Source organism: Leptospira interrogans (assembly GCF_900156205.1).
In the GTDB taxonomy this organism is placed as follows: domain Bacteria; phylum Spirochaetota; class Leptospiria; order Leptospirales; family Leptospiraceae; genus Leptospira; species Leptospira interrogans.
Genome location: NZ_FTNA01000010.1, coordinates 66,314 through 89,151 on the forward strand (window position 1 = coordinate 66,314; position 22,838 = coordinate 89,151).

19 protein-coding genes are annotated in these 22,838 nt (G+C 34.6%); 8 read left to right on the forward strand and 11 right to left on the reverse strand.

All coding sequences use genetic code 11. From position 1 onward, the window contains the following. Positions 1–72: 72 nt before the first annotated feature. From BW942_RS10175 to BW942_RS10190, 4 genes are read left to right on the forward strand one after another with little or no spacing between them, the layout of a single operon-like run. A complete protein-coding gene (locus BW942_RS10175) occupies positions 73–2,136 on the forward strand; it encodes an OmpA family protein (RefSeq protein ID WP_001247305.1) in 2,064 nt (687 codons plus the stop codon). Between the two features lie 9 nt (positions 2,137–2,145). Continuing rightward, positions 2,146–3,294, forward strand: a complete 1,149-nt coding sequence (locus BW942_RS10180) for a DUF1577 domain-containing protein (protein WP_000116023.1) — start codon at positions 2,146–2,148, stop codon at positions 3,292–3,294. A gap of 6 nt (positions 3,295–3,300) precedes the next feature. After that, positions 3,301–4,620 carry a histidine--tRNA ligase gene (gene hisS, locus BW942_RS10185; RefSeq protein WP_000431287.1) on the forward strand — a complete coding sequence of 440 codons (1,320 nt, stop codon included), beginning with the start codon at positions 3,301–3,303 and terminating at the stop codon, positions 4,618–4,620. Continuing rightward, entirely contained in the window at positions 4,617–5,153 is a 537-nt protein-coding gene (locus tag BW942_RS10190) for a phosphatase PAP2 family protein (RefSeq protein ID WP_000565586.1), read from the forward strand. Before hisS ends, BW942_RS10190 begins: the two co-directional genes overlap by 4 nt. Here the strand turns inward: BW942_RS10190 and BW942_RS10195 are convergent. The 4 genes from BW942_RS10195 to BW942_RS10210 all read right to left on the reverse strand — a co-directional run bounded on the left by BW942_RS10195 (position 5,112) and on the right by BW942_RS10210 (position 10,470). Beyond that, a complete protein-coding gene (locus BW942_RS10195) occupies positions 5,112–6,281 on the reverse strand; it encodes a Re/Si-specific NAD(P)(+) transhydrogenase subunit alpha (protein ID WP_001020567.1) in 1,170 nt (389 codons plus the stop codon). The genes BW942_RS10190 and BW942_RS10195 overlap by 42 nt on opposite strands. Positions 6,282–6,354: 73 nt before the next feature. Next, positions 6,355–7,293, reverse strand: coding sequence for a UDP-glucuronic acid decarboxylase family protein (locus BW942_RS10200; RefSeq protein ID WP_000744700.1), 939 nt, complete (start codon positions 7,291–7,293; stop codon positions 6,355–6,357). Further along, on the reverse strand, positions 7,290–8,168 hold the full coding sequence (locus BW942_RS10205) for a M50 family metallopeptidase (protein ID WP_000528194.1): 879 nt from the start codon (positions 8,166–8,168) through the stop codon (positions 7,290–7,292). The genes BW942_RS10200 and BW942_RS10205 overlap by 4 nt, the downstream gene beginning before the upstream one ends. A 604-nt stretch (positions 8,169–8,772) precedes the next feature. Then, positions 8,773–10,470 carry a methyl-accepting chemotaxis protein gene (locus BW942_RS10210; RefSeq protein ID WP_001230742.1) on the reverse strand — a complete coding sequence of 566 codons (1,698 nt, stop codon included), beginning with the start codon at positions 10,468–10,470 and terminating at the stop codon, positions 8,773–8,775. Between the two features lie 1,081 nt (positions 10,471–11,551). Between BW942_RS10210 and BW942_RS10215 the strand changes: the two genes are divergently transcribed. From BW942_RS10215 to BW942_RS10230, 4 genes are read left to right on the forward strand one after another with little or no spacing between them, the layout of a single operon-like run. After that, complete coding sequence (locus tag BW942_RS10215) at positions 11,552–12,031, forward strand: LIC_10042 family TonB-like protein (RefSeq protein WP_000114031.1); 480 nt, start codon at positions 11,552–11,554, stop codon at positions 12,029–12,031. Further along, the gene (locus BW942_RS10220; protein ID WP_000572205.1) at positions 12,015–12,554 is read left to right on the forward strand and encodes a UpxY family transcription antiterminator; all 540 of its coding nucleotides are present in this window, start codon (positions 12,015–12,017) and stop codon (positions 12,552–12,554) included. Before BW942_RS10215 ends, BW942_RS10220 begins: the two co-directional genes overlap by 17 nt. Further along, complete coding sequence (locus tag BW942_RS10225; protein ID WP_000371240.1) at positions 12,538–13,506, forward strand: KpsF/GutQ family sugar-phosphate isomerase; 969 nt, start codon at positions 12,538–12,540, stop codon at positions 13,504–13,506. Before BW942_RS10220 ends, BW942_RS10225 begins: the two co-directional genes overlap by 17 nt. A gap of 3 nt (positions 13,507–13,509) precedes the next feature. After that, the gene (locus tag BW942_RS10230; protein WP_001076098.1) at positions 13,510–14,214 is read left to right on the forward strand and encodes a type I 3-dehydroquinate dehydratase; all 705 of its coding nucleotides are present in this window, start codon (positions 13,510–13,512) and stop codon (positions 14,212–14,214) included. Between the two features lie 210 nt (positions 14,215–14,424). Here the strand turns inward: BW942_RS10230 and BW942_RS10235 are convergent, their stop codons facing one another. The 7 genes from BW942_RS10235 to BW942_RS10270 all read right to left on the reverse strand — a co-directional run bounded on the left by BW942_RS10235 (position 14,425) and on the right by BW942_RS10270 (position 22,739). Continuing rightward, entirely contained in the window at positions 14,425–15,933 is a 1,509-nt protein-coding gene (locus BW942_RS10235) for a tetratricopeptide repeat protein (protein ID WP_000885546.1), read from the reverse strand. Positions 15,934–16,074: 141 nt separating this feature from the next. Then, entirely contained in the window at positions 16,075–17,688 is a 1,614-nt protein-coding gene (locus BW942_RS10240; protein ID WP_000508949.1) for a GMC family oxidoreductase N-terminal domain-containing protein, read from the reverse strand. 3 nt (positions 17,689–17,691) lie between these two features. Beyond that, positions 17,692–18,192, reverse strand: a complete 501-nt coding sequence (locus BW942_RS10245) for a hypothetical protein (RefSeq protein ID WP_002145360.1) — start codon at positions 18,190–18,192, stop codon at positions 17,692–17,694. A 171-nt stretch (positions 18,193–18,363) separates the two neighbouring features. Further along, a complete protein-coding gene (locus BW942_RS10255; RefSeq protein ID WP_001022135.1) occupies positions 18,364–20,619 on the reverse strand; it encodes a ribonuclease R family protein in 2,256 nt (751 codons plus the stop codon). Positions 20,620–20,624: 5 nt separating this feature from the next. Further along, the gene (tsaB, locus tag BW942_RS10260; protein WP_000721734.1) at positions 20,625–21,305 is read right to left on the reverse strand and encodes a tRNA (adenosine(37)-N6)-threonylcarbamoyltransferase complex dimerization subunit type 1 TsaB; all 681 of its coding nucleotides are present in this window, start codon (positions 21,303–21,305) and stop codon (positions 20,625–20,627) included. Next, positions 21,302–21,874, reverse strand: a complete 573-nt coding sequence (gene tsaE / locus BW942_RS10265) for a tRNA (adenosine(37)-N6)-threonylcarbamoyltransferase complex ATPase subunit type 1 TsaE (RefSeq protein WP_000418142.1) — start codon at positions 21,872–21,874, stop codon at positions 21,302–21,304. Before tsaE ends, tsaB begins: the two co-directional genes overlap by 4 nt. A 7-nt stretch (positions 21,875–21,881) precedes the next feature. Next, a complete protein-coding gene (locus BW942_RS10270; protein WP_000551848.1) occupies positions 21,882–22,739 on the reverse strand; it encodes an Hsp33 family molecular chaperone HslO in 858 nt (285 codons plus the stop codon). Positions 22,740–22,838: the final 99 nt, after the last annotated feature.

Here is a 22,838-nt window from a genome sequence, read left to right on the forward strand (position 1 = left end):
ACCGATACTCTAAGTAAGATCCTGAATTTAAACTAAAAACAATAATCTTTATATTCTTTTCGGAGCGGGTTCATGCGTCCTTTTTCTAAATTAATTTTTATTCTGGCCTTTTGTATTTTTTTGCCCGTTTTCTCTCAACCTCTACCGGACCTTCCGGAAAAACAATTTGGTCAACCTCTTAATACACAAAACGACGAATACAATCCTATAGTAAGCCCAGATGGAAGATACATCGTATTCCAGTCCAACCGTCCAGGCGGAGAAGGAGGAATGGACATTTGGATTTCCGAGAACATTCGCTTTTTAGATAAGGAGATACCAGCAGAATGGACTAAACCCGTAAATATGAATCAAAATATTTGGGAAGAATTAAAACGTCCACCAGCTGCTGGAGTTCGTAAACCAAATCTATTCAACTCTAACGCGTTTGAAGGTGGAATTTCAATTCTTTTCGATTCTAACAACGCGCCTTCGGAAATTTATTTTACTTCTACAATTAACCTTGCTGTTGGGCGTTCCGGTTTTGAAGGTTTGAATATTTATAGAACAATTAAAGATAAAAAAACAGGAAGATGGACAGACCCAGAACATCTCAGTGAAATTAATTCCAACTTCAATGATAAGATGCCCGCAATTTCTCCCGATGGAAATTTTTTGATCTTCTCTTCGGACCGTCCGGGGGGTTACGGTGATTTCGATCTTTGGATCTCGGTTCGTAATCCAAAAAACGGAAGTTGGTCCCAACCTAAAAATTTAGGTTCTCCCCTCAACTCTTCCGAAAGTGAAATTCTTCCTTTCATTCATCAAGACGGAGAACAACTTTATTTCAGTTCTAATCGAGAAGACGAAAGAAAAAAATTTAAGATTTTTAGAATATTCTTAAAATATAAATCTGCTCTAGACAACATGTTAGAAGACGAAGAAGAAACCGAAGAAATTCCTACAACCAAACCAACTGAAATCTTAATTCCTAAAATTGATCAATCTTCTTTATTACTTCTTCCCAAACCGTTTAACACTGATAAGTGGGAAGGTTTTGATAACGAAGGAATCAATTTTGACAAAGACGGTATCTGGGCTTATATTTCTTCCAATCGTTCTGGTGGAGAAGGTCAATTTGACATTTTCCGCTTTCAAGTTCCGGAATCTATTCGCAACTCCTATACTTTAAACTTCAAAGGTCTAGTTTTGGATGGTTCCGAAAAGACAATGATTGGATTAGATTCTACTTTAAAAATTTATGATGGAACTAAACCGGCTAACGTAATCACTTCGAAAAGAATCGGAGGAGATCTTAGCAAAGGAAAACCTTCTAATTTTGCAACAACTCTTCAAACCGGAAAGGTTTATAAAATAGAAATTAGTTCTCCTGGCTTTCATCCTCAAGAGGATATTTTGGATTTAAGAGGAAACATAGGTAAAAATCGAAAAGTTTATAGAACCTACGTTCTTTTACCAATTCAAGTTGGAGAAGGTAAAACGGAAGAAACAAAAATAGAACAACCCATAGAGAATCAAAAACCAAATTCTGCCGCGTTGAAAGTCATCGTAGCAGACGCATCTACAAAACAAATCATACCAGACGCTAAAGTTACTCTTTTTACACCTATGAACCGCAAAGGAGAATCTCTTGTCCAAGATGCGGATAAAAAATCTTTTCTTATTAAAAAATTACCAGATAACGATTTTGAATTATTTGCAACAGCTTCGAAATATATTTCTGAAAGTATCAATATTATTCAAAAAAATATTTCCAAAAATGGAACTGTAACAATTTATCTGAAAGCAGAAAGCGACGTAGATCCGGTTTATAATCTACGAGTTTATTTCGAATTTAATAAAACAAAAATCACAGAAGAGAATAAAAAGTTGCTAGATCCTCTTGTAGGCTATCTTTTGAAAAATGCGTCCGATAAAATTGAAATTGGGGGACATACCGACAACGTAGCCTCTAAGGAATATAACACAAGATTGAGTGCCAAAAGAGCCCGTAACGTTTACGAGTATCTTCTTTCAAAAGGAATTCCGGAGAAAAGAATGAGAATCAGGGCTTATTGGTATTCACAACCGGATGCAGACAATGAGACAGAAACCGGAAGAGCAAAAAATAGAAGAGTTGGTTTTAGAAAGCTCTGAGGAGTTTTCATGAGCGTACAATTTCAAACCCACATGCAAGCTCAAAGATCTTGGGAAACGATCCAAGATGTGAATAAGATAAAGTATATTCTCAAGGAATATATTCATTTTCAAGGTCTACTCGTTAAAGAATCTCCTTTTCATCAGGAATTAAAACCGATGGAAATTAGAGAAGACGGTACTTTCATTTTTCCAATTGATTCCACTTTAACAAACATCAACGACGAACTTGTACTTTATAGAACCCTCTCCAAACACATAGAGATCAGCTTTGACGTAATCGAAAAAACCGACACTCAGATTATATGCAAACCTCTCTTTGCAAGGATCGCAAAAGCAAAAAGAATGTCTCCTCGTATCGAAGGTTTGATGGGGAAAGTGATAGCTCATAAATTTTTAATTCCTAGAAAAGAATTAGATATTGCTAAAGTTCTAGGGACTTCCGGACAAATTATACTTAACGATTTAAATCGAAAAGTAAAACAGATTTATCCTTCTTCTAAGCTAGTATTCAATTCTTCTAAAGAACTTTCTCCAGAAGAAGAATTAGTAAAAAAATATAAAAAACCGATTTATATCCGTGATACGTCCACTTTGGATTCAAATCCAGAAGGGGAATTTGCAAACTTAGATTTACTCCCAATCAAAGAAACTCTCCAAGAGGAATTGATTTTAGAAGAAAGACTTCGTTTTTTCAAAAGCAGTAAAACTCGTTCTCTTCTTATCTATCCTATCCTTTTTAAAAGTGGGGGCGAAACTCAAATATTTGCGATGGGAGTAATCGAATCGAGTGAAGGCCCGATTTCGGACCAAGTCGTTCCTCTTTACAAAGAGATGGAAGAAATTTTTAATTCAAGAATGGGGGATTCAAATACAAAATCTCTGGATAAGAGACAAAACATTCTGAATATATCAGAAGGCGGAATCCTACTCGAAGTAACCGATCCAGAATTGATTCAATCTTTTTTGCACAAACCAGTTTTTACTGCGGACATTACTTTTAAGATGCAAGCCCCTCTGCGGTTTGCATTTCACATCCGACATATTTCCCAAGTCGGAGAAATCTATCACGTAGGCGCAGAAATAGTTGGCTCCAACGATGCTAAGGCAAATATGACTCTATTGAAGAAAAATATGAACTTCATTAAGACTCAGTAATTTGCCTTGGAAAATCAGAAAAACTTTTTAACCACAGCTCCTTACAAGGGGACCAGAGATTTTTATCCGGAGGATATGAGACTTCGGAACTGGATGTTTTCCGTTATGCGGGAAACCGTTCTCTCTTTCGGCTACGAGGAATACGACGGTCCTATTTTAGAATCCTTCGATCTCTACAAAGCTAAAAGCGGAGAAGAAATCGTTGAACGGCAGTTATACGATTTTATAGATAAAGGAGAAAGAAGAGTTGCAATCCGTCCTGAGATGACTCCTACGCTCGCAAGGATGGTAGCAGGAAATTTACGCAATCTTCCTAAACCTGTACGTTGGTTTTCTATTCCTAATTTATGGCGCTACGAACAACCTGGCAAGGGTAGACTCAGAGAGCACTGGCAATTGAATGTGGATCTTTTTGGAGTGGATTCTCATCGCGCCGAACTTGAAATTCTTTTGATTGCGGATTCGATTTTAAAAAAGTTCGGAGCACCGATTGGAAGTTATCAAATCAAAGTTTCTCATAGAAAACTTTTAGATAGTTTTTTAAAAAATTCCCTCAAACTCAATGGTGATCAAGTTCACGGGGTTTCTAAACTTTTAGATAAAAAATCTAAAATTTCTTCTGAAGCTTTCGAAACAGAAATGAAACCTTTTTTAAATAATTTTAAAGAACAATTCTCCCTGATTGAAACGTATCTCAATTCTAATTTAGAAACAGTTTCTAAGATTCCAGGAATCGATACAAATTCTGTTTCTTTTATCCAAAATTTATTTCAAGAGTTAGGCGAACTTGGAATCGATAAACAGTTGTTATTCGATCCTTCTATCATCCGAGGATTTGATTATTACACTGGTTGTATCTTCGAAGTTTTCGATACCAATCCAGAAAATAGAAGATCCTTATACGGTGGAGGAAGATACGATAATCTCATCGGTTTGTTTTCCAAGGAACAATTATCCGGAATTGGCTTTGGATTAGGCGACGTAACACTGAAAAATTTTTTAGAAGGCCATAATCTAATTCCAAATCTAAGTAGAGAAAAAACCATTTTTCTTCCAATTATGGATGAATCTCTTTTTGTAGATACTTTCAAACTTTCTAAAGAACTCCGTGAAAATGAAATTCTCACCGAAACAATGTTAGATTCCGCAAAAATCGGAAAACAAATTCAAATCGCAGAAAAAAAAGGTTATCGCTACGTATTGTTCCTTGGAGAATCGGAAATCCGCACGGAAACGGTCCAAATTAAAGACTTAATTTCCGGAGAACAAAAAAGCCTTCCAAGAAAAGGGCTTTCGGATACTCTTAAAAAAGATTTTCAACTTTGATAGACATTGTAGATCAAATCGATTTTTCACTCTCTACTTGGATTCGGACAAATCTCCACAATCCTAGATTAAATCGTATTCTTTCCAAAATCAATCGTGGAGAAGTATTTCTATTGATACTCCTTCCTTTTCTTTATTTGAAAAATGACCTTCCAATCGTTTGGTATTGGGTTTTACTTTTTACCGGTTTAATCACCTATGCAAATGATCGTTTTGTGCTTTTTCTAAAAAAGCTCATCGCAAGAAAAAGGCCTCTTATCACGATCGCTGGAAAAGTTGATTCTAACCCGGATATGAAACACTCGTTTCCTTCCGCTCACGCCGCCAATTCCATGACTGCCGTTTTGATTCTTGTACTGTTGTTTAAATTTTCTCCGGCCCTGATTTTAATCAGTTTTTTAGCCGGAGTAGGAAGGTTACTTTCTCTTCATCACTTTGTAAGCGACGTGATCGGAGGTTGGATGATCGGGACGATTTTCGGTTTTTTCGGCTTATTTCTTGGAAGCGCTCTTCTTAGGTTTTGCTGCTCCTGACTTAGATCCCAAAGCGTCTAACGTAAGTTTATGACGAACTTCACCCTGGTAAGTAATTGTAGTCGAAGAAAGAATTTCATCATTTAGATCTAAATTGATTTTTTTATCCTTAATCAACAGTTTAAGAAAATTTAAAACGTTCTTGCTGAACATTTTAGATGCGTCTGCAGGAATCGAACCAGCAAGATTTTTATGACCGATCACGGTAACTCCTTTTGGAGTAACTACATTTTGTCCATGTTTTGTATATTCGCAGTTTCCGCCCATAGAAGAAGCAAGATCCACAACTACAGAACCTGATTTCATATTATCTACGATCTTTTTAGTGATCAATAATGGGGCTTTTTTTCCAGGAATGAGCGCAGTTGTTATGATTACATCCGCCTTTTGAGCGTATTTATCGATCGCTTCTTGTTGACGTTTTTTATATTCTTCGGTTTGTTCAACCGCATAACCGCCAGCAGCAGCAGAATGGGAAGCGCCTTCTACTTCTACAAACTTCGCTCCAAGAGAATGAACCTGCTCTTTTACTTCTGGTCTTGTATCGAATACGTCTACTACCGCGCCCAATCTTCTACTGGAAGCGATCGCTTGTAATCCAGCAACTCCGGCTCCAATAATCAACACGGAAGCAGGTGTGATGGTTCCAGCCGCCGTAGTAAGCATTGGAAAAAATCTGGCTAAATGAGAAGCCGCGAGCAATACCGCTTTGTAACCGGCAACCGTTGCCTGAGAAGAAAGTACGTCCATAGACTGGGCTCTCGTAATCCTTGCGATTGCATCTAAACTTAAAACTTCTACCTTTTTAGAAGCAAGTTTTTGAACTGTTTGTGCATTCATCGCAGGTTGGAACATTCCTAAATAAATGGTTCCTGGTTTCATTTTTCCTAATGTTGTAGGGTCGGCAAAATGAATGCTTACAATGAGATTGGACTTATTAATAACATCTTGACGAGATACAAGACTTGCTCCAGCTTTTTTATAATCTTCATCATGATAATAAGATTGTTCTCCAGCGCCTTTTTCTACGAGTACAGTCGCCCCGATTTTTTTAAGCGCATCTACAATGTCTGGTGTAACGGATACTCTCGTTTCTTCTTTAGATTCTTTTAGAATTCCAATGTTCATAATTTATTCCCGGTGATCAAATAGTGCTTCCGGACTGGTCGGTAAAGTACGTCCAGAATTTCTTTGTATAAATTTAATCCAAGTTATTTTTAAAGTATTCGATGGTTTTCCGAATTCCTTCCACAAGAGAAACTTTCGGTTCAAATCCAAGTTGTTGTTTGGCAAGAGTCAAATCTGGTTTTCTACGCGCTGGATCATCTTGAGGTAGCGGCTTATGAACGATTTTAGAAGAAGAACCAGTTTCTTTTAAAACCAACTCCGCTAATTCACGAACTGTAAATTCTCCGTCGTTTCCTAGATTTACTGGCCCATTGAAATTTTCGGTGTTCATCATCCGAACGATCCCTTCTACTAAATCATCCACATAACAAAAAGAACGTGTTTGATCTCCATCTCCGTACAATGTTATGTTTTCTTTTTTTAGAGCCTGAACGATGAAATTACTAACCACTCTTCCATCGTCTGGTAACATTCTAGGACCGTATGTGTTAAAAATTCGAATTACCCGAATATCAACCTTATGATTTCTCTGATAATCGAAACAAAGAGTTTCAGCGACTCTCTTTCCTTCGTCATAACAACTTCTGATTCCGATCGGGTTTACGTTTCCCCAATACGTTTCTTTTTGAGGATGTTCTAGTGGATTTCCGTAAACTTCGCTGGTAGAAGCTTGAAGAATTCTTGCCCCTACTCTTTTTGCAAGACCGAGCATATTCATCATTCCTAAAACGTTTGTTTTGATCGTTTTGATCGCGTTTGATTGATAATGCACCGGACTTGCAGGACAAGCCATATTATAAATCTGATCTACTTCAAGTTTGATGGGATCAGTTACATCGTGTCTGATAAATTCGAACTTAGAATCATTTAAGAGTTTTTGAATGTTCTTCTTTCTTCCAGTATGCAAGTTGTCTAAACAGATAACTTCGTTGCCTTCTTTCAAAAGCCTTTCACACAGATGAGAACCGATAAACCCAGCCCCCCCTGTGATCAATATTCTTTGTTTTTTCATAGTTCTTCTTTTTCTAAAAACTCCGCTGGTAGCGGTTTTCCGTTTAGATCCAACCCTTTACTGAAAAACCATTCCATAACTTCGGGAGTTACTTCTCCAGGAAATGGAGTTTCCTTATTTTCGTTTTCGGAAGATTGGAAAAAATCGTTTTGTTGGAATTCTTGTTCCGGAACTACGATTTCTTCTGATTGGAAAACTTTTTTAACCGATACGAATATGATGGATAAGCTAAAAAAAGACCAAAGGAGAGCAATCAAATATCCCAAAACGATTACCGATTTTGGAACTACCTGAGAAGAATTTGCTCCTGTTATCCAGGCCGCCATAATCCCTGCGTCTGTGTATGCTATGTTTCCGGTAAAATCTAAAAGGTCGTATAAACTATAAAGGGAAATACTTGTTCCTATAAAAACGAGGACAAATCGATTGATTCTAAGATTAAAAAGCCCAAGCAATACAAATCCCAAACCCCAAAAAATTCCAGTATATTGTGCGAGGTTTCCAGGTTTGGAATACGAGATTGTCATCAGTAAAAGAATCGTTCCAAAAGAAATCAAAGTGGGACGTATCATCTTTCCAGAAAAACCTCGGTTTAATAAAAAACCCCCCATCAAACAAGATCCTAAATACCCAGCGGATACTACAAAAATAAAAAATCCACTTCCTGAACTTGCAATGGTTTCTCCGGATTCGTTTCCGTGAAGTTCGATCGTATGAACAGAACCACCGGTTAATAAAGCAGCGATCGCGTGACCGATTTCATGGATAAACACGATAAAATCTTTTAGATAACCTACAAGATGATGATCCCAAAAAGAAAAAAGCGTGAGAGCTATAGATATAAAAATCGTCAGTCTGAGAAATCGATTTCCCATCGATTTAGTTATCGGCAGTTTCTTTTATTTCCAAAAGAATTTAGAGTTTTCCCAAACCTTAGAATCAATCGTCTTTGAATTTCAACAATGTGGTAGTTCCCACAAAAAACCGTCGTATTTGAATGACTTATAGTTTTTTAACATTCTTTTGCTAATGTGAATTTGGCGTAAAGAACTCACGATTCTGAAAAAAGTTGGAATCTGAACTTTACAGATCAATTCTTTTAATGTGGGAACTACCACTCATTTCCATTTAGAATTTATACAATTCCCGCCTGCCTGAGTTTGAGAAATCATATGGATTATCCAAAACAACTTTAAAACGTAGAAACTAACACAAAACTTAGGTTTGTCTGTAAAATGATGTAGGAACTCTTACAAATCACGATTTTACGAACAAATTCTAAAATTCTAGGAACTACTTTTAGAAAATTTTTTCTTGCGCCAAATCCACGTTAAACATTCATTTTTTATAGTTAAAATTCGGCGAGAGTTCCACATTTCAAAGTTCTACCGTAAATTATAGATTTGTGGTAGTTCCCACATTTTTTGTGAAACTCAGCAAACACCTTCTATGGTAGGTGTTTAAGTTTTGGGACGGCCTTTAAGAAGTCTTAAAATGTTTTAAGATTTCGTACAACTTAGCCGCTTTACGAATGGATTCGTCCACGAGTTGTTTGATTTCTCCGGATGTTCTTGCGATCAATTCCGAACTTTCCGCGATGTTTTGCATGGATAAAGAAATTTCATCGGAAGCCGTTTTTTGAAACCCGGAAGATTCGCTTACGGTTTCACCGAGTTGATTGACTTGATCCGTATTCTTTCTGATTTCTCCCAACTTTTCCGCCTGAGCAAATAAAGATGCTCTCACAATCGTAGCGGAAGAATTTACTTCGCCTATATAATCCGTAAGTTGTTTAACGATGGATAAGGATTCTTGAAATTTCTCCGCGCCTAAATTAACCGCCTTTGTAGTGTTATCTATTAGATTGACTATGTCTTTGATAGATTCTCTAGTCTGAGAAGCTAATTTTGAAATTTCTTCAGCCACCACACTAAAACCTTTCCCAGCTTCTCCCGCTCTCGCAGACTCGATGGAAGCGTTTAACGATAGTAGATTTGTTTTTTCGGAGATCGAAGTAATAATTCCTATAATATTTGAAATTCCGTTCGAATATTCTTTGATTTCGTTCATTGCTAGAATTGCTTTTTCAAAAGTTTTTTCACTTTGAGAAGCCTTTTCTTTTACGGAAGAAGTTTGAGAAGAAAGATTATCCATAGATTTAGATACGTTTTGAATCGACTCGTTTACTTTTCCGATTCCGTCGTTAATTGCGGTCAGACCTGTAGATTGTAAATGAATTGATTTTACAATTTCATCTAACGTTGAAGATAGTTCGTGAGAAGCAGACGCTGTTTGTTCCACGGAAGCGGCCTGATTTTGTGTTTTAGATTGAAATTGTTCACTCGACTGAGAAAGATATTGATAAAGTTCCTGATTCTTTTCAAAGTTTTCTTTAATTTGAACCAACAATCCCCAAATACTGATTACAAAAACTCTAAGACTAGAACGAATTTCAAATATTTCGGAATTCCCTTTTTTTTCTGGAATTTCCATGAGGAAATTACCAGATACAATTTCTTTTTGAATTGAAATAATTTCTCGAATCTCTTTTCGATAATTTAGAATTGTATTGATCAAAAAAAGAATTCCTACACTTCCGCAAGAAACTCCTAATATAGGTAATACGATCATACCATTTCGAATCCATTCGAAATTTGCGAACAATAAGGGAACGAAAACAAGTAAGGCATATACTATAATCTTTCCGGAAAGCCCCAGTTTTTTGAATAATATCTGAATACCTTCTTTTAATTTCCAAAGAAATGATTTTGTATTTTTTAGTTGAGAGAATAAAATTTCCGCCCTTCTGATCTGATCTTCAGTCGCTTTTTTACGAACGGACATATAACCGGAAATCACACCTTCGTTCATTACCGGAGTAACCGTAGCATCTACCCAATAATAATCACCTGACTTAGCACGGTTTTTTATGATTCCACTCCAAGGATTTCCATCTTGTATCGTTTCCCACATCTCTCGAAAAATTTCGGAAGGAACATCCGGATGACGAATTAGATTATGAGGCTCGCCTAACATTTCCTCTTCGGAAAACCCGCTGATATTAGCAAAATCCTGACTTACATACGATATTCTTCCTTTCATATCCGTACGTGAGATTAGAACTGAATTGATAGGTATTGTTATTTCTTGACTTGTAATCGGGAGATTTTTTCTCATGATCCGTTACATTAAAAATGAACCTCGAGTATTTAAAACAAGAAATTCAAATAATGTTTCAAAAGAAAAAAATATAAGATGACCGTCTCGTCAAATCGAAAATATATAGAAAACGATCAATAAAAATTGAATATAATTTTATTAGAAATCACCTCAAAAATTTATCGTTTTTATTGCATTTAAGTTTTTAAGACAAATTTTTGTCTCTGGTTAAATTTTATCTCAAAAATTCATTCCATCACTTAAGGACATATTTTATAAAATCTTAATGTTTCCGTTTAGATCTAGAATTTAAACTTTAAGTGATATTACTAATTCCTATAAAATTGAGTACCGTAAATTTTTATTACGAACCTTATTTCAACGTAAAACGCTAGGTACTTTATTAGAGTTGTTAAAAAATTAATTCTCCATCTTGTTTCTATTTCATGAAATGGTCAATTGAAGCAGCTTTGTTAAATGCAGTTATGGAATTTTTCAGCAATTCTATTATATAACTTATAGAAATCTATTTTGAGTTTATCCCAAAAACCGTCCAATGTGAGAACTACTTACTACGAAAGTTGAATGAGTTTAGATCGCTCGAAAGCTCACAAATTTCTAAATGCGACTTAATTTGTAGGAACTACTATATTTTATTAAAAATTTCTAAAGAATGATTGCATAAAATTTTTTGAGGTTTTGGGACAATCTCTTTATATAATCATTATAAAATTAGTAGCACTTTACTTTTTCGTAGATTAAACGATCATTTCAAAAACAAATAGAATATAAGAATTTTTCTACTTTAGAGTTATACATAAATTACCACGATTTTTATTATAAAACTTGTTTGAACACAAAATATTGGTACTCTGTTATATAATTCTGTAACGATTTTAGTCGCTTTAAATTTTATGAAAGAACCGTTTTTAAAAATATAAAGTTTTAAAACAAATTCCAACTTTTGTATAAAACCACATGTTTTATATTCATCACAGTAAATCTATTTTATAGAGATTCCCAGTCATTCTATATGAAAATCTAAATAAAACTTCCCTAGGAATCTTGCCGTACCAATCGACAGAAAAAGGATGGGTTTATGAGCGTTAAACTTTCGTTTTTGATTTCGGGTTTAATTCACACTTTATTATTTCTTTTTTATTCTATAACTTTTCTAAAATTTTCAAAGATAGAAAATTTAAAAATTCATCTTAAAAAAGGAACTACTCCAACAGTAACCCTCAGCTTTTTACAAGATGGTTCAAATAAAAATTCAAAGTCTTTTATGTCTGAAAATTTGAGTAACGAAGGAACTTTAAGAAAGGAAATTGAAAAATTTAAAAACGAAATTCACTTTCCACAAGGCGCTCTGGATCAAAGACTGGAATCGGATTGTTCTTGGGAAGTAAGAATAAAGTCTGACGGAAAAGGGGAAATTTTAAGAACCCTCCAACCCTGTAAATATTCGATCTTTGAAGTCGAATTTAATAGGGCCTTAAGAACTTGGAAATTCGATCTTAAAGAGGGAACAAACCTGATCATTCCGGTTTCCTTTAAAATATATGATAGAGAATTCTGACGTTAACGAATGGTATGTTCTTTATACCAATCCTAGGTCCGAGAAAAAATTAAAACGATTATTCCAAGAAAGGAAGATCGAATGTTTTCTTCCTCTCATTTCTAAAAAGAAAAAATGGTCCGATCGTTGGAAGGTTATCGAAGAACCGATGTATCCTTCTTATATCTTTGTAAAAATTTCATTCTTTAAAGATCGAGTTAGAATTTTACAGTTACCTGGAGCACATCATTTTGTATTTTACTTAGGTAAACCATACATCATCCCGGAAGAAGATCTTGATTTAGTACGAACTTTTTTAGAAACGTATCCAGATAAAATCCAAGTTGAAATCCAAGAAAAACTTTTGCCGGGTAAAAAGGTTCTCATTCAAGAAGGGCCATTCGCCGGATTTAAAGCCGAAATTATACAAAGAAAAAATGAAGAACAAATCGTCGTTAAATTCCCCGGAATGAATTTGGTGACATCGGTAACTCTGGATATAAAAACGTTAAAATTGGAGGAAACTCTTGGATCCAATTTTTGAAAAGATAGAAAAAGCAATCGATACCGAAATAGAATCCATTCTTTACTTTAGAAAAAATTTAGATCCATCTATTAAACAAGCAATCGAATTGATTTTAGAATGCAAAGGAAAATTAATCGTTACTGGCGTAGGCAAATCAGGAGACGTAGGAAAAAAAATTTCTTCTACTTTATCTTCCACAGGAACACCTTCTGTTTTTTTACATCCCGCAGACGCAGCCCACGGAGACGCCGGAATCATTTCGTGTGAAGACATTATCATAGCCATCGGCAAATCAGGTGAAAGTGAGGAATTACTAAATCTAATTCCAACAATTAAAAATATAGGTGCAAAATTAGTTTCGATGACGGCTAACGTAGATTCTAAACTTGCAAAAGAATCAGACGTTGTTTTGATCACGCCAGTTTTAAAAGAAGCCTGTCCTCTTGAGCTAGCTCCTACATCTAGTACCACGATTGCTTTGATTTTAGGAGACGCCATTGCTATGTGTTTGATGGAATTGAAAAATTTTAAAAGAGAAAATTTTGCGCTTTATCATCCAGCGGGCAGACTTGGAAAACGTTTGAGTTTGAAAATAGATGATGTAATGAGGAAAGATAAAGATTTAGCCAAGGTATTACCGGATACAAAGTTAGAAAATATACTCACGGAAATTACAGTAAAAAGACAAGGGGCCACGGGAGTTACAGATTTAAACGGAACACTTTTAGGAATCATTACAGACTTTGATATTCGTAAAAAACTAAAAGAAGGAAAATTGGATTCCTCAATTTCGGCAGAACAATTGATGAACCCAAGTCCTACTATGTTTCTATCTGGATCAAATGCTTATGACGTTTTAAAACAAATGGAATCTAGGCCTAATCCAATTTCAGTCGCTCCGATTGTAGATAATTCCAAAAGACTGATTGGAATCGTTTCCATCCACGACCTTTTACAAAAAGGTCTTTGATTTATGAATCAGCGAGAATTTAAAATCGTTCTTACGATTAACGAAGACGAATTCTTTTCTCTTAAAAAACATCCCTTTTGTGATCGAATTGAAATTCGCCTCGACTTATTTTCTCCTAAAAATATCGGACAAAACTTAGTAGATAAAATCGAAGAACTGAACGCGAAATGTATTTTCACTTACAGACAACCGGAAGACACCGATCAAGTAGCATTTGCAAAAAAAGAAGAATTAGATTTTTATAAAATAATTTCCAAAATTGATCCTAAAGTTCATTATCTGGATTTGGAATTAAATCGCCCTAACGATCTTTTTGAATCGAACCTAGATAAAGGTTTTGGTCTGGTTCGATCTGTTCATAAATTCGATGGAATTTTATCGGAACAGGAAATTAGAGATTGGATTGATAAAGATTTTTATTTAAAATCAGAAAAATATAAATCGATTCTACCTTTAATTTATAAATTTGCTGTATTCCCAAACTCTATTCACGAATTAACTAAATTTCTTTCCTCCTTTAGAATTGTATCAAATGAATTCAGAAAATTGAATATACTTTTAACAGGAATTTGTATGGGGCCGTTAGGAATAGTTTCACGAGTATTTCCGGATTCTTTTGGTTCTATTTTTACTTATTGTTGTTTAAACAACCCCAAAGCTCCCGGCCAAGTGGATTTAGAATCTTTAATCCAATTACGAAATTTATAAGTTTATCTCCAAAATTTTTGTGTAAAATTACACGAGTTCAAGTTAAGGAAATTCATTTTTCTGAAAAAAGTTGAAATCTGAATTTAAAGACGATTCCTAAAAATTGTTGAAGAATTAATTCTCCATCTGTTTTCTTTGAATTGAAATGGAAAATTGAAACAATTTTGCCAATTCCACTATGAAAGTTTTTCAACAACTCTAATATAAAATCTAGGTCTTATCTAAAGCTTGATTATTATTTTGATTTGTTTCTTTATCAGAACCTTTAGTTTCCAAAAAAGACTTAAAAGAAGATTTTTCTTTAAACCGATCAAACTCTTTTTCTTCTGCTGCAGTGGACCAAATCGCTGGTTTTATTTCTGCTGCTTTGCGTATGTATTCCATGGTTTTTTCAAGATTGTCTTTATTCGCATAACATTTTGCTAATAAATAGTAAGCCCCCGAAGAATTATTTACTTTTTCCAAAAGCAAAATCGATTGATCTATCTTTCCAGTATAATAATAAGCTTTTCCTAGATAAAAACGATATTCCCTTTCCTCTTCCTCAGAAGACTGAACGGAATGAAAGTAACGAAGAGCCTTTTCATATTCTCCACGATTTGTATAATAACGGGCTAATTTTAAAATTCCATCGTTATAAACATCTGGAAGATTTTTAAATTCCGGATTTTCCTTTTCCAACTTAGAAGCGATTTCCTTTAAAATCGTATAACCTTCCGTTTCTTCCTTATTTTGAATTTTACAAAGAGCTAAGTACATCCGAATTTCATGAGTTCTTTCACCAAATTCCAGCGCCTTCTCTGCGGTTTTGATTGCGTTTTCGCAATCCTTAACTTCGTATTTGAGTTTAGTTAATCCGATCAAAGGTTGAACCGTATTATGAGCTGTATAAGATTTTCTATAATATTTAGCCGCTTCTTCATAATGTTTCATCTTATGATATGCAACTGCTTGATTTAAATTTGCATAATATAACATTTTTGCATTATCGTTTCCGATTTTATTTTCGAGTTTATCCAAAATACGAAGAGCTTCTGAATATTTTTCCAATCGAATCAAAATTACTCCGTATTTGTAAAGATAATCATGTTTCTCAGGAAAGTCTTTTACAAGTCCTTCTAGTAAAGTTTCTGCCTGTTGAAATTTTTTATGATTCGCATAAATGAGAGACAAATTCCAACGAGCAGATGCGTTGTTCGGTTCCTTTTTTAGAATTTTAAGATATTCTTCTTCGTTACTTGGTCCAGCGGTTTCCGTTTCTTCTGAATGTTTTTTAGAATGGTGATGTACTACGTGATGACCTGAAGAAAGCCTTTCTTCCGCCGTAGATCTAATTTTTTGAATATGCGATAGATCAGGACTAATTTTTAAAAGTCGATTGGAATAAGAAATTACTTCGTGATAATCCCTTTGATAATTAAAATAGAGAATAATTTTTTGATAACAATTGATTAGATCTTTTTTAGGTAAACTAAGACTCACCGCCTTTTTAAAACTTTGAATGGATTTTGGATAATCTCTTCTATATTCGTAGATATAACCCATATACATCCAAGCTTCGCCAGAAGTCGGATTAGCATCGTTAAACTTCTGGAACTCGTCCATGGCCTTGGAAAAGTCCTTTCTTGCATAAGCCTTTTTACCTTCTTTCAAATCCGCATACAACGAGACAGAGAAAGAATACAAAAAAATCGAAAAAAACAAAATTCGAAAAGCCATAGAACCAAATATTAGAAAGGAAATCTTTTTTAAAAGTGAATTTGTGATCTCTTTTTGAATCGGTTTATAATAAATTTCCTAAAATATATCCTAAAAATCCTTTCTTCGTGTTTTAACGAGTTTCATACGTTATTGATTACTTTAGAATTGACTCAACTTTTCAGATTTTTTTAAAGCAAGAGTTTGAGAAGCTCTAAGCACCAAACTCATTGTAGTAATTTGTGGATTGACAGAAAGGCCCGTCGGATATACGGAAGCGTCCATCACATAAATATTTTTATGACCGTACAACTCCATATTCAAATCTATGGCTCCTTTTTCAGGAGAATTTGCGGCTTGAATCGATCCATGAGGATGCGCAGAACCCACCACTAAACTTCCAGGATTGAACTTTTTTTCCAAAACCCAATCAAATTTAGTATTACGATCCACAAGAACAGGAGTTTCCATATCTGTAAACGGGAAGATAAGTTCTTTGGCTCCAGCTGCAGCCTGTACTTCCGCTAACATTTTCAAACCGCGAAGCATATTTTTACCGTCTCCGGAAGTAAGCTCAAAATAAACTTTCCTTCTTCCTAAAGACCATTTTACAGAAGCATTTGCTTCTCCATCAGATCCGTCTCGAACCAATACGATTCCGGCGCTCATATTGGAATATTTTTCGATCTGTTCAAATTGTTTCGATCCGTAAAAAGGAATCAAAGAAGCGACTAACGTAGGACGGAAAGGTGCCACTTCCAACCAAAAACCATAACCAGTATTATCCTGATTATGCCCATCTTTGATAACCGCAGATTGTGGAGGGCCTGAATACATATTGATTTTCTCATTGAAAACGGCAAAAATTGTACTCGTAGGATGTACTTTTAGATTTCTTCCTACCCAATCATTACCTATACCTGACCTTTGCAAAAGTGCTGGTCCTTCGATTGCACCCGCACTAACTACTACTACTTTTGTAGAAATTTTAAGTTTTTGAATGACCACATCCGGTGTTTTTTCATAAGGATCAGGGGTGAAGTCAGCAATTACCGTTTTTGTAGGTCCATCATGAATTACCTGTGCTTTCATATTTGCGATTACGATCGCACCAGATTCGATTGCGTCTGGGATATACGTCAAGAACATGGATTGTTTTGCATTAATCGGACATCCTAATCCACATCTTCCTAAACCAATACATCCTCTATTATTGTTATTTAAAACTTCGGGATCAAGACCCAAAGATTTTCCGCCTTTCATTAGAATATTATTATTTGCATTGATAAGATTCTGAGGAACTGGGTGAACTCCCAATCTTTCGTGAACGGAAGAAATATAAAAATCCATATCCTTTCTAGAATAACCTTTCAATCCGAATCTTCGATCCCATTCTTCCGTAACATAATCCGGAGGATAAAGAGAAGTCTGCCAGTTGACAGTAGTGGAACCGCCTATTGTTCTACCTTGAAGAATACTAAGAGTCTGTTCCTCAGTTACTATAAAACCGGCATCACGATATAATCTAGCAGAGGAGATAAATTCATTTCCATTAAACTGAGCCGGAGTAAAATAAGAGCCTTCTTCGATTAAAATCACGTTCCAACCGTTCTTTGCAAGCGTTGCAGCCGCAACTGCACCACCTGCGCCTGAACCAATTACGACTACATCTGAATTCAATTCCCAGATTCCGTTTTTAATACTTTCTTTTTTTATAATTTCCTTATGTTTTTTTGGAGTGATAATCTTATCATTCGCTGCTGGTATGCCGCCCATATATTACCCCTCGTATCCTGCTAATTTTTGAATTCTTTGATCTTTAGAAACTAGAAAGAAGGAAGTCTGTCTTAAAATAGAATAAATTCCTCGTTTTATACCAAGTGAAGAAGTTTTCCAAGATAATAAACGTTTCTCTCTTTCTTCTATGTTTAAAGAACTCATAGACTGTAAAGAAAAATCGAAAATAAAAGCCGCTAACGTGGAAGAAGGAATTCTTCCGAGAAGCAAAATAATATCTTCGGTATCAATTGGAGTTGGATGTCCGTATATATAATCGTCAGCTGCAATACCAAGATCAAAATCTAAAATTGGGTTTCCTTTTAGAAAAACTTCACCTATGGATTTAAAACCTAGATATTGAGTTTCTTTCAGTCCTCTCAGTTTGGGAATGGAACCGTTAGAACAAGCACCTAACCCAGGAAGCATTAAAAAGGCTGAAAGTTTTAGAACGAGTTTTAAAAAACGATTTCGAGAAATTGGTTCCTGCAAAAACGATTCCAAGTTTACCTCCAATTATGGATGGTCCGAGTAATTTCGATTTTTAATATAAGCCATTATAAACTTTTTAAATACTTTCAAAATGTTTTTGTATCAACATTCAAAAATACTTTGCATGACTTACGAAACTAAGAAAAACCGTTCCGCAGAAATATTAGAAAAGAATTTATTTGTCTATACTTTCTTTTGGAATTTTTTCATTTTTACAAAGATTTTAATTTCTTCGTAGTCGATTCGATCCAGTTCTACTTCAATTTTATCTCCAAGAGTATAAATTTTAGAATACTTTTTAGAGTAAAATGAAAAGTCCGTCTCTAAACGAATTTCACCTTCATCCGTAAACTCAGAAGAAAATAAACAAGCATCTACAGCAGGATTTTCCAGATCTACAAAAATTAAATGTGGTCTACAACCAGTGATCGTTGCTGAAAATTCTTTAATTCCAGTTTTTTCCAAATAGCGACATGCCTTAAGTTTATAATAATCCCTTTCTGCATCACTTGCTTTGCGTTCCTGATGTGAACAATGCAAACCGAAAGTCACTATTTCTTCCGGAGTATAAATAGGCTTTTTACCTAAAAGAATATTTTGTAAAACCCTATGGCAAACCAGATCAGGATATCTTCGAATCGGAGACGTAAAATGACAGTAGTCTTCAAATCCCAAACCCCAATGTCCTAAATGTTCTCCAGAATAATAAGCTTGCATAAATGTTCTCAATAAAAACATATTAAACAATCTTTCTGCAGGTTTTGCTTCTAATTCTTTTAGAACCGAACGAATAGATTCGTAACTAGAATCTTTGAGTAAAATTTTAGTGGCATTTAATTGAAGAAATGCGTTTAAGGATTCTATTTTTTCTTCATTCATGGCTTCATGAACTCTATATAAAGTCGGGTGTTTTTTCTTACGAATATATTCAGCAACTTTAATATTTGCAGAAAGCATAAATTCTTCTATGAGAATATGCGATTGGAGCCTATCTTGAATCGCTATTTCAATCACGTTGTGTTCGGAATCAGTGACCACTTTATTTTCTTTCAAATTTAAATCCACTCTTCCATCTTCGATTCTTTTTGTTCGAAGAATTTTGGCAAATTCATTCATTCTAAAGATCCAATTATCAGAATCCCCAGATAAGATTTCGGACTCGGCTTTGTTATAAGTATATCTTTCTTTTACATTTATTATGCTTTTATAATATTTTGCGTGAGTAATTTTTCCTTTCCAATCAGCTTCCATTTCCACGGTAAAAGCCAAACGATTTTTTCCGGCAATCAAGGAACAAAGACTTTCGGATAACTCGGGAGGTAACATAGGAACAACCCGACTTCCTAAATATACAGAAGTAGCACGATTATATGCTTCTTCGTCTAAATCGTTTCCCGGTCTTACATAATAAGAAACATCCGCGATATGTACGTAAAATCGAATTCGATTTTTTTCCTCTATAAAACTAATCGCGTCGTCAAAATCTTTGGAATACTCTCCGTCTATTGTAATACATTTCAGATTCCTAAGATCTACACGTTCATTCCAATCGTCCACAGTGCTTTCGTTTACTTCTTCAGGAAGATCTAATATTATATTTTCAGGATAAAGAATATTATAATTGTATTTCATCAACATTCTCATCAGATCCAAATCTTCTTTGGTATCTGACTCAAAACGTAAAAACTGGACCTCATAAAGATTCTTTTCGTGTTCCGTTTCTTCTTTTAATTTAACTATCAAAACGTCTCCGGATTGAATTTCCTCTTGAAGATCCGTAAGAATTGTTTTACGAAGAAGATAACCTTCCTTTTCCTCTCCGTCTATATCCAAAAGTTTTCCGAAAATAAACTTAGGCTCTTTTTCGGTGACGATCATTCTATAAAGATCGCGCCCTCTTCTGAGAATCTCCGTGACTTCTCCTTCTAACCTTCTCTTTTTACCAACTCCGTAAGGACGAACTTCTACTAAATCACCTTGAATGGCAGATTGTGTATATTGATTTGGAACGAAAATCTCGACTCCCGAAGAAAGTTTTACAAAACCGTCTCCTTTTTTACTAATAGAAATTGTTCCTTGAAGTTTCTGGTTTGAATTGATAATAATATTCTTTTTTTCTAATTCGATTAATCCTTCTGTTTCAAGAATTTTTAATGTTTCCAATATCTCCCTTTCTTTTTCTTGAAACTCCCATTTTTCTCTTTTTTTACCGTAAGAGTTTTGATTTTCTTCTCTTAGAATTTTCGCGTTCAAATCTTTAAATTGAATTACAGAACCCGCTCTGGATTGAATATACTTTAAGATTTTTTTTCCTATTTCATTCTCACGAAAACCGTCGGTTCTTTCTTTTTTAGTTTTATTGGATTTATCAAACGTTTTCTTTTTTCTGTTAGATTTTACAGATTTATTTTCTGTTGTTTGTTTTTTCTTTATATTCATAATTTCTAAATCGTTGATCTATCATCAACATAGGTTCCGCGCACGTAGTTAGGTACAAGTTTCCAATAAGGAAATCGATCCGGAAAATCCAGAGCTTCCTGAATCAAATTTATATTTTGATTCAATAAAGCTGATGCGGAAGGTAAATTTTCTAATATAGAATTTCCAGAAAAAAAATCCGTATGATCCGAATATTTTTGAGATGTTAAAAAAGTTTGCAAACGGTCTTCTGGAATTTTATTAATAATATCTTCCGGTCTAACATCAATCGAACCAAAAAAGCCTCTGTTATCTTCCATTCCAAAATAAATTTTTTTCTGTTTTGCTTCTATTCCTACAATCACAGGATCCCCAACTTCTTGATAATAAAACGAAGTATAAACGTTCAAACTATCAAATCCGATTGCGGGAATTTTCCAAAGCTGAGACAAATTTCTAGCGGTTGCAACCGCAATTCTAAGTCCGGTAAAAGAACCTGGACCCAAAGCACTTATGATTAAATCTGGGGTTTTCCAATTCGATTTTTGAAGAACACTTTTTAATTCCTGAATGAGAAGTTTGGAAGATTCTCTGGGATGAATTCCAGAATAGGAAGCAATTGTTTCTAATTCTTTATCCGGATTTAAACAAAAAGATTCCACTAAAATCCATTGATTAGTTGCGTCAAAGAACAGAATCTTTTTCATATCGAATGTTCCCACAAATTTTTCAAAGAAACAAAGTTCTCTATATCAGTACTTTTGATTATAATAGTTCTTTCATATTCAGAAATAGTTTTAAACTCCACTTCAATTTTTAAAGGCAAAAGATTCAAATCTTCTTTTGCAATCTGCCACCATTCTATTATAGAAACCCCCGTTTTTCCCCAAATTTCTTCGAAACCTAAATCTTCCAATTCATCCGGAGATTTTAATCTATGAAGATCAAAGTGATAAATTTGAAATTTTTCCTGACCAAATTTTTCTTTAGGTATAAAATTTTTTGCTAAAATATTTTGAAAGTTCAAACTTAGATCCGTTTTTTTAGAGATTGAATATTCATTTATTAAAGTATAAGTGGGGGAATTGACGTTTGTATTCGGAAAAATTTTTTTTACAAGTTTAGAAGCAAACGTAGTTTTACCGGCTCCCATAACGCCCGTAAATAAAAAAATAGGATGAAGTCCTTCCTTTAAAAAAGAAAGAATCAGTAAGGCAAGAAATTCGGCGGGTTTGTCAAGTTCATCTAGTTTTAGATTTTTAAATTCGAGTTCCAATTCATCCTCAAAACAATTCGCTTACCTTTTCTCTTTCAAAACGATAAACAGAAGTACAGAATTCGCAAGTTACTTCGATCATTCCGATTTCGTCCACGATCTGCATTGCTTCTTTCTTCCCTAATGTTTGAATTAATTCTCTGATTTTATTTTCAGAACAATCACAACGAAACTCAGGTTGACCTTCTTCTAAAATTTGAACCGCAGAACGAGTTGATTCACCGATTTTATTCAGACAGCTATAAACATCCTTTCCTAAAAAGTCGTTTATATTTTTATCTATTTTTTCTGAAAGACTTGCAATTTTTTGAATGTGTTCTTCCTTCGCTTCAGGTAATGATTGTAAAAGAATCCCTCTTACGTCCCAGTGAAATCCGTTTTTTCGAATGTATAAAGTCACAAAACAGATAATTTGTTCTGAACTATTTAAATAATTTCTAAAATTCTCTTCAAAACTTTGATTAAGATAGGGAACTACAGATTGATAGATACAAGCCCCGTCTTTCCAACGAAACACTTTCATCACTCCCGAATAATCTTCCATTGCCTTGGCTGGTTCTACGTCTTCTTCCGGTCTTTCTCTGAGAACCCCTTTCATTCTTCCTTGTCTATCGCTATAAGCAAGTACAGAATGTATGGAAGAATCCTCGTTAAATTGAATTTGCAAACTTACTTTCGTATCTTCTTTGATCTGGTCGGCCAAAAAAAAAGCGCCGATCATAGTTCTTGCAAGAAGTTCCGTATTTGAATCATCTAAGTTGTGTAAGTTGGAAGCCGCTGTAACGGAATAAGAAATTTCGGCGACTGAATATCGGAAGTGAACATCGGGTAAAATTCCGTATATCAATGAATCCTGATTGTGCATGGAATCCTTTTTGGCGAGAAATGAGAATTGAGGTTATAGACGTATTGTAATTCGCGTCATTTGTATCCTCTCAGACTTTTCTAGAAAAGACAGTATTTT

Excerpts from the sequence above, each read along its gene's own strand:
- BW942_RS10175 (WP_001247305.1), top strand. The coding sequence starts at position 73 with ATGCGTCCTTTTTCTAAATTAATTTTTATTCTGGCCTTTTGTATTTTT.
- BW942_RS10180 (WP_000116023.1), top strand. The coding sequence starts at position 2,146 with ATGAGCGTACAATTTCAAACCCACATGCAAGCTCAAAGATCTTGGGAA.
- BW942_RS10195 (WP_001020567.1), bottom strand. The coding sequence starts at position 6,281 with ATGAACATTGGAATTCTAAAAGAATCTAAAGAAGAAACGAGAGTATCC.
- BW942_RS10200 (WP_000744700.1), bottom strand. The coding sequence starts at position 7,293 with ATGAAAAAACAAAGAATATTGATCACAGGGGGGGCTGGGTTTATCGGT.
- BW942_RS10205 (WP_000528194.1), bottom strand. The coding sequence starts at position 8,168 with ATGGGAAATCGATTTCTCAGACTGACGATTTTTATATCTATAGCTCTC.
- BW942_RS10210 (WP_001230742.1), bottom strand. The coding sequence starts at position 10,470 with ATGAGAAAAAATCTCCCGATTACAAGTCAAGAAATAACAATACCTATC.
- BW942_RS10215 (WP_000114031.1), top strand. The coding sequence starts at position 11,552 with ATGAGCGTTAAACTTTCGTTTTTGATTTCGGGTTTAATTCACACTTTA.
- BW942_RS10220 (WP_000572205.1), top strand. The coding sequence starts at position 12,015 with ATGATAGAGAATTCTGACGTTAACGAATGGTATGTTCTTTATACCAAT.
- BW942_RS10230 (WP_001076098.1), top strand. The coding sequence starts at position 13,510 with ATGAATCAGCGAGAATTTAAAATCGTTCTTACGATTAACGAAGACGAA.
- BW942_RS10235 (WP_000885546.1), bottom strand. The coding sequence starts at position 15,933 with ATGGCTTTTCGAATTTTGTTTTTTTCGATTTTTTTGTATTCTTTCTCT.
- BW942_RS10240 (WP_000508949.1), bottom strand. The coding sequence starts at position 17,688 with ATGGGCGGCATACCAGCAGCGAATGATAAGATTATCACTCCAAAAAAA.
- BW942_RS10255 (WP_001022135.1), bottom strand. The coding sequence starts at position 20,619 with ATGAATATAAAGAAAAAACAAACAACAGAAAATAAATCTGTAAAATCT.
- tsaB (WP_000721734.1), bottom strand. The coding sequence starts at position 21,305 with ATGAAAAAGATTCTGTTCTTTGACGCAACTAATCAATGGATTTTAGTG.
- BW942_RS10270 (WP_000551848.1), bottom strand. The coding sequence starts at position 22,739 with ATGCACAATCAGGATTCATTGATATACGGAATTTTACCCGATGTTCAC.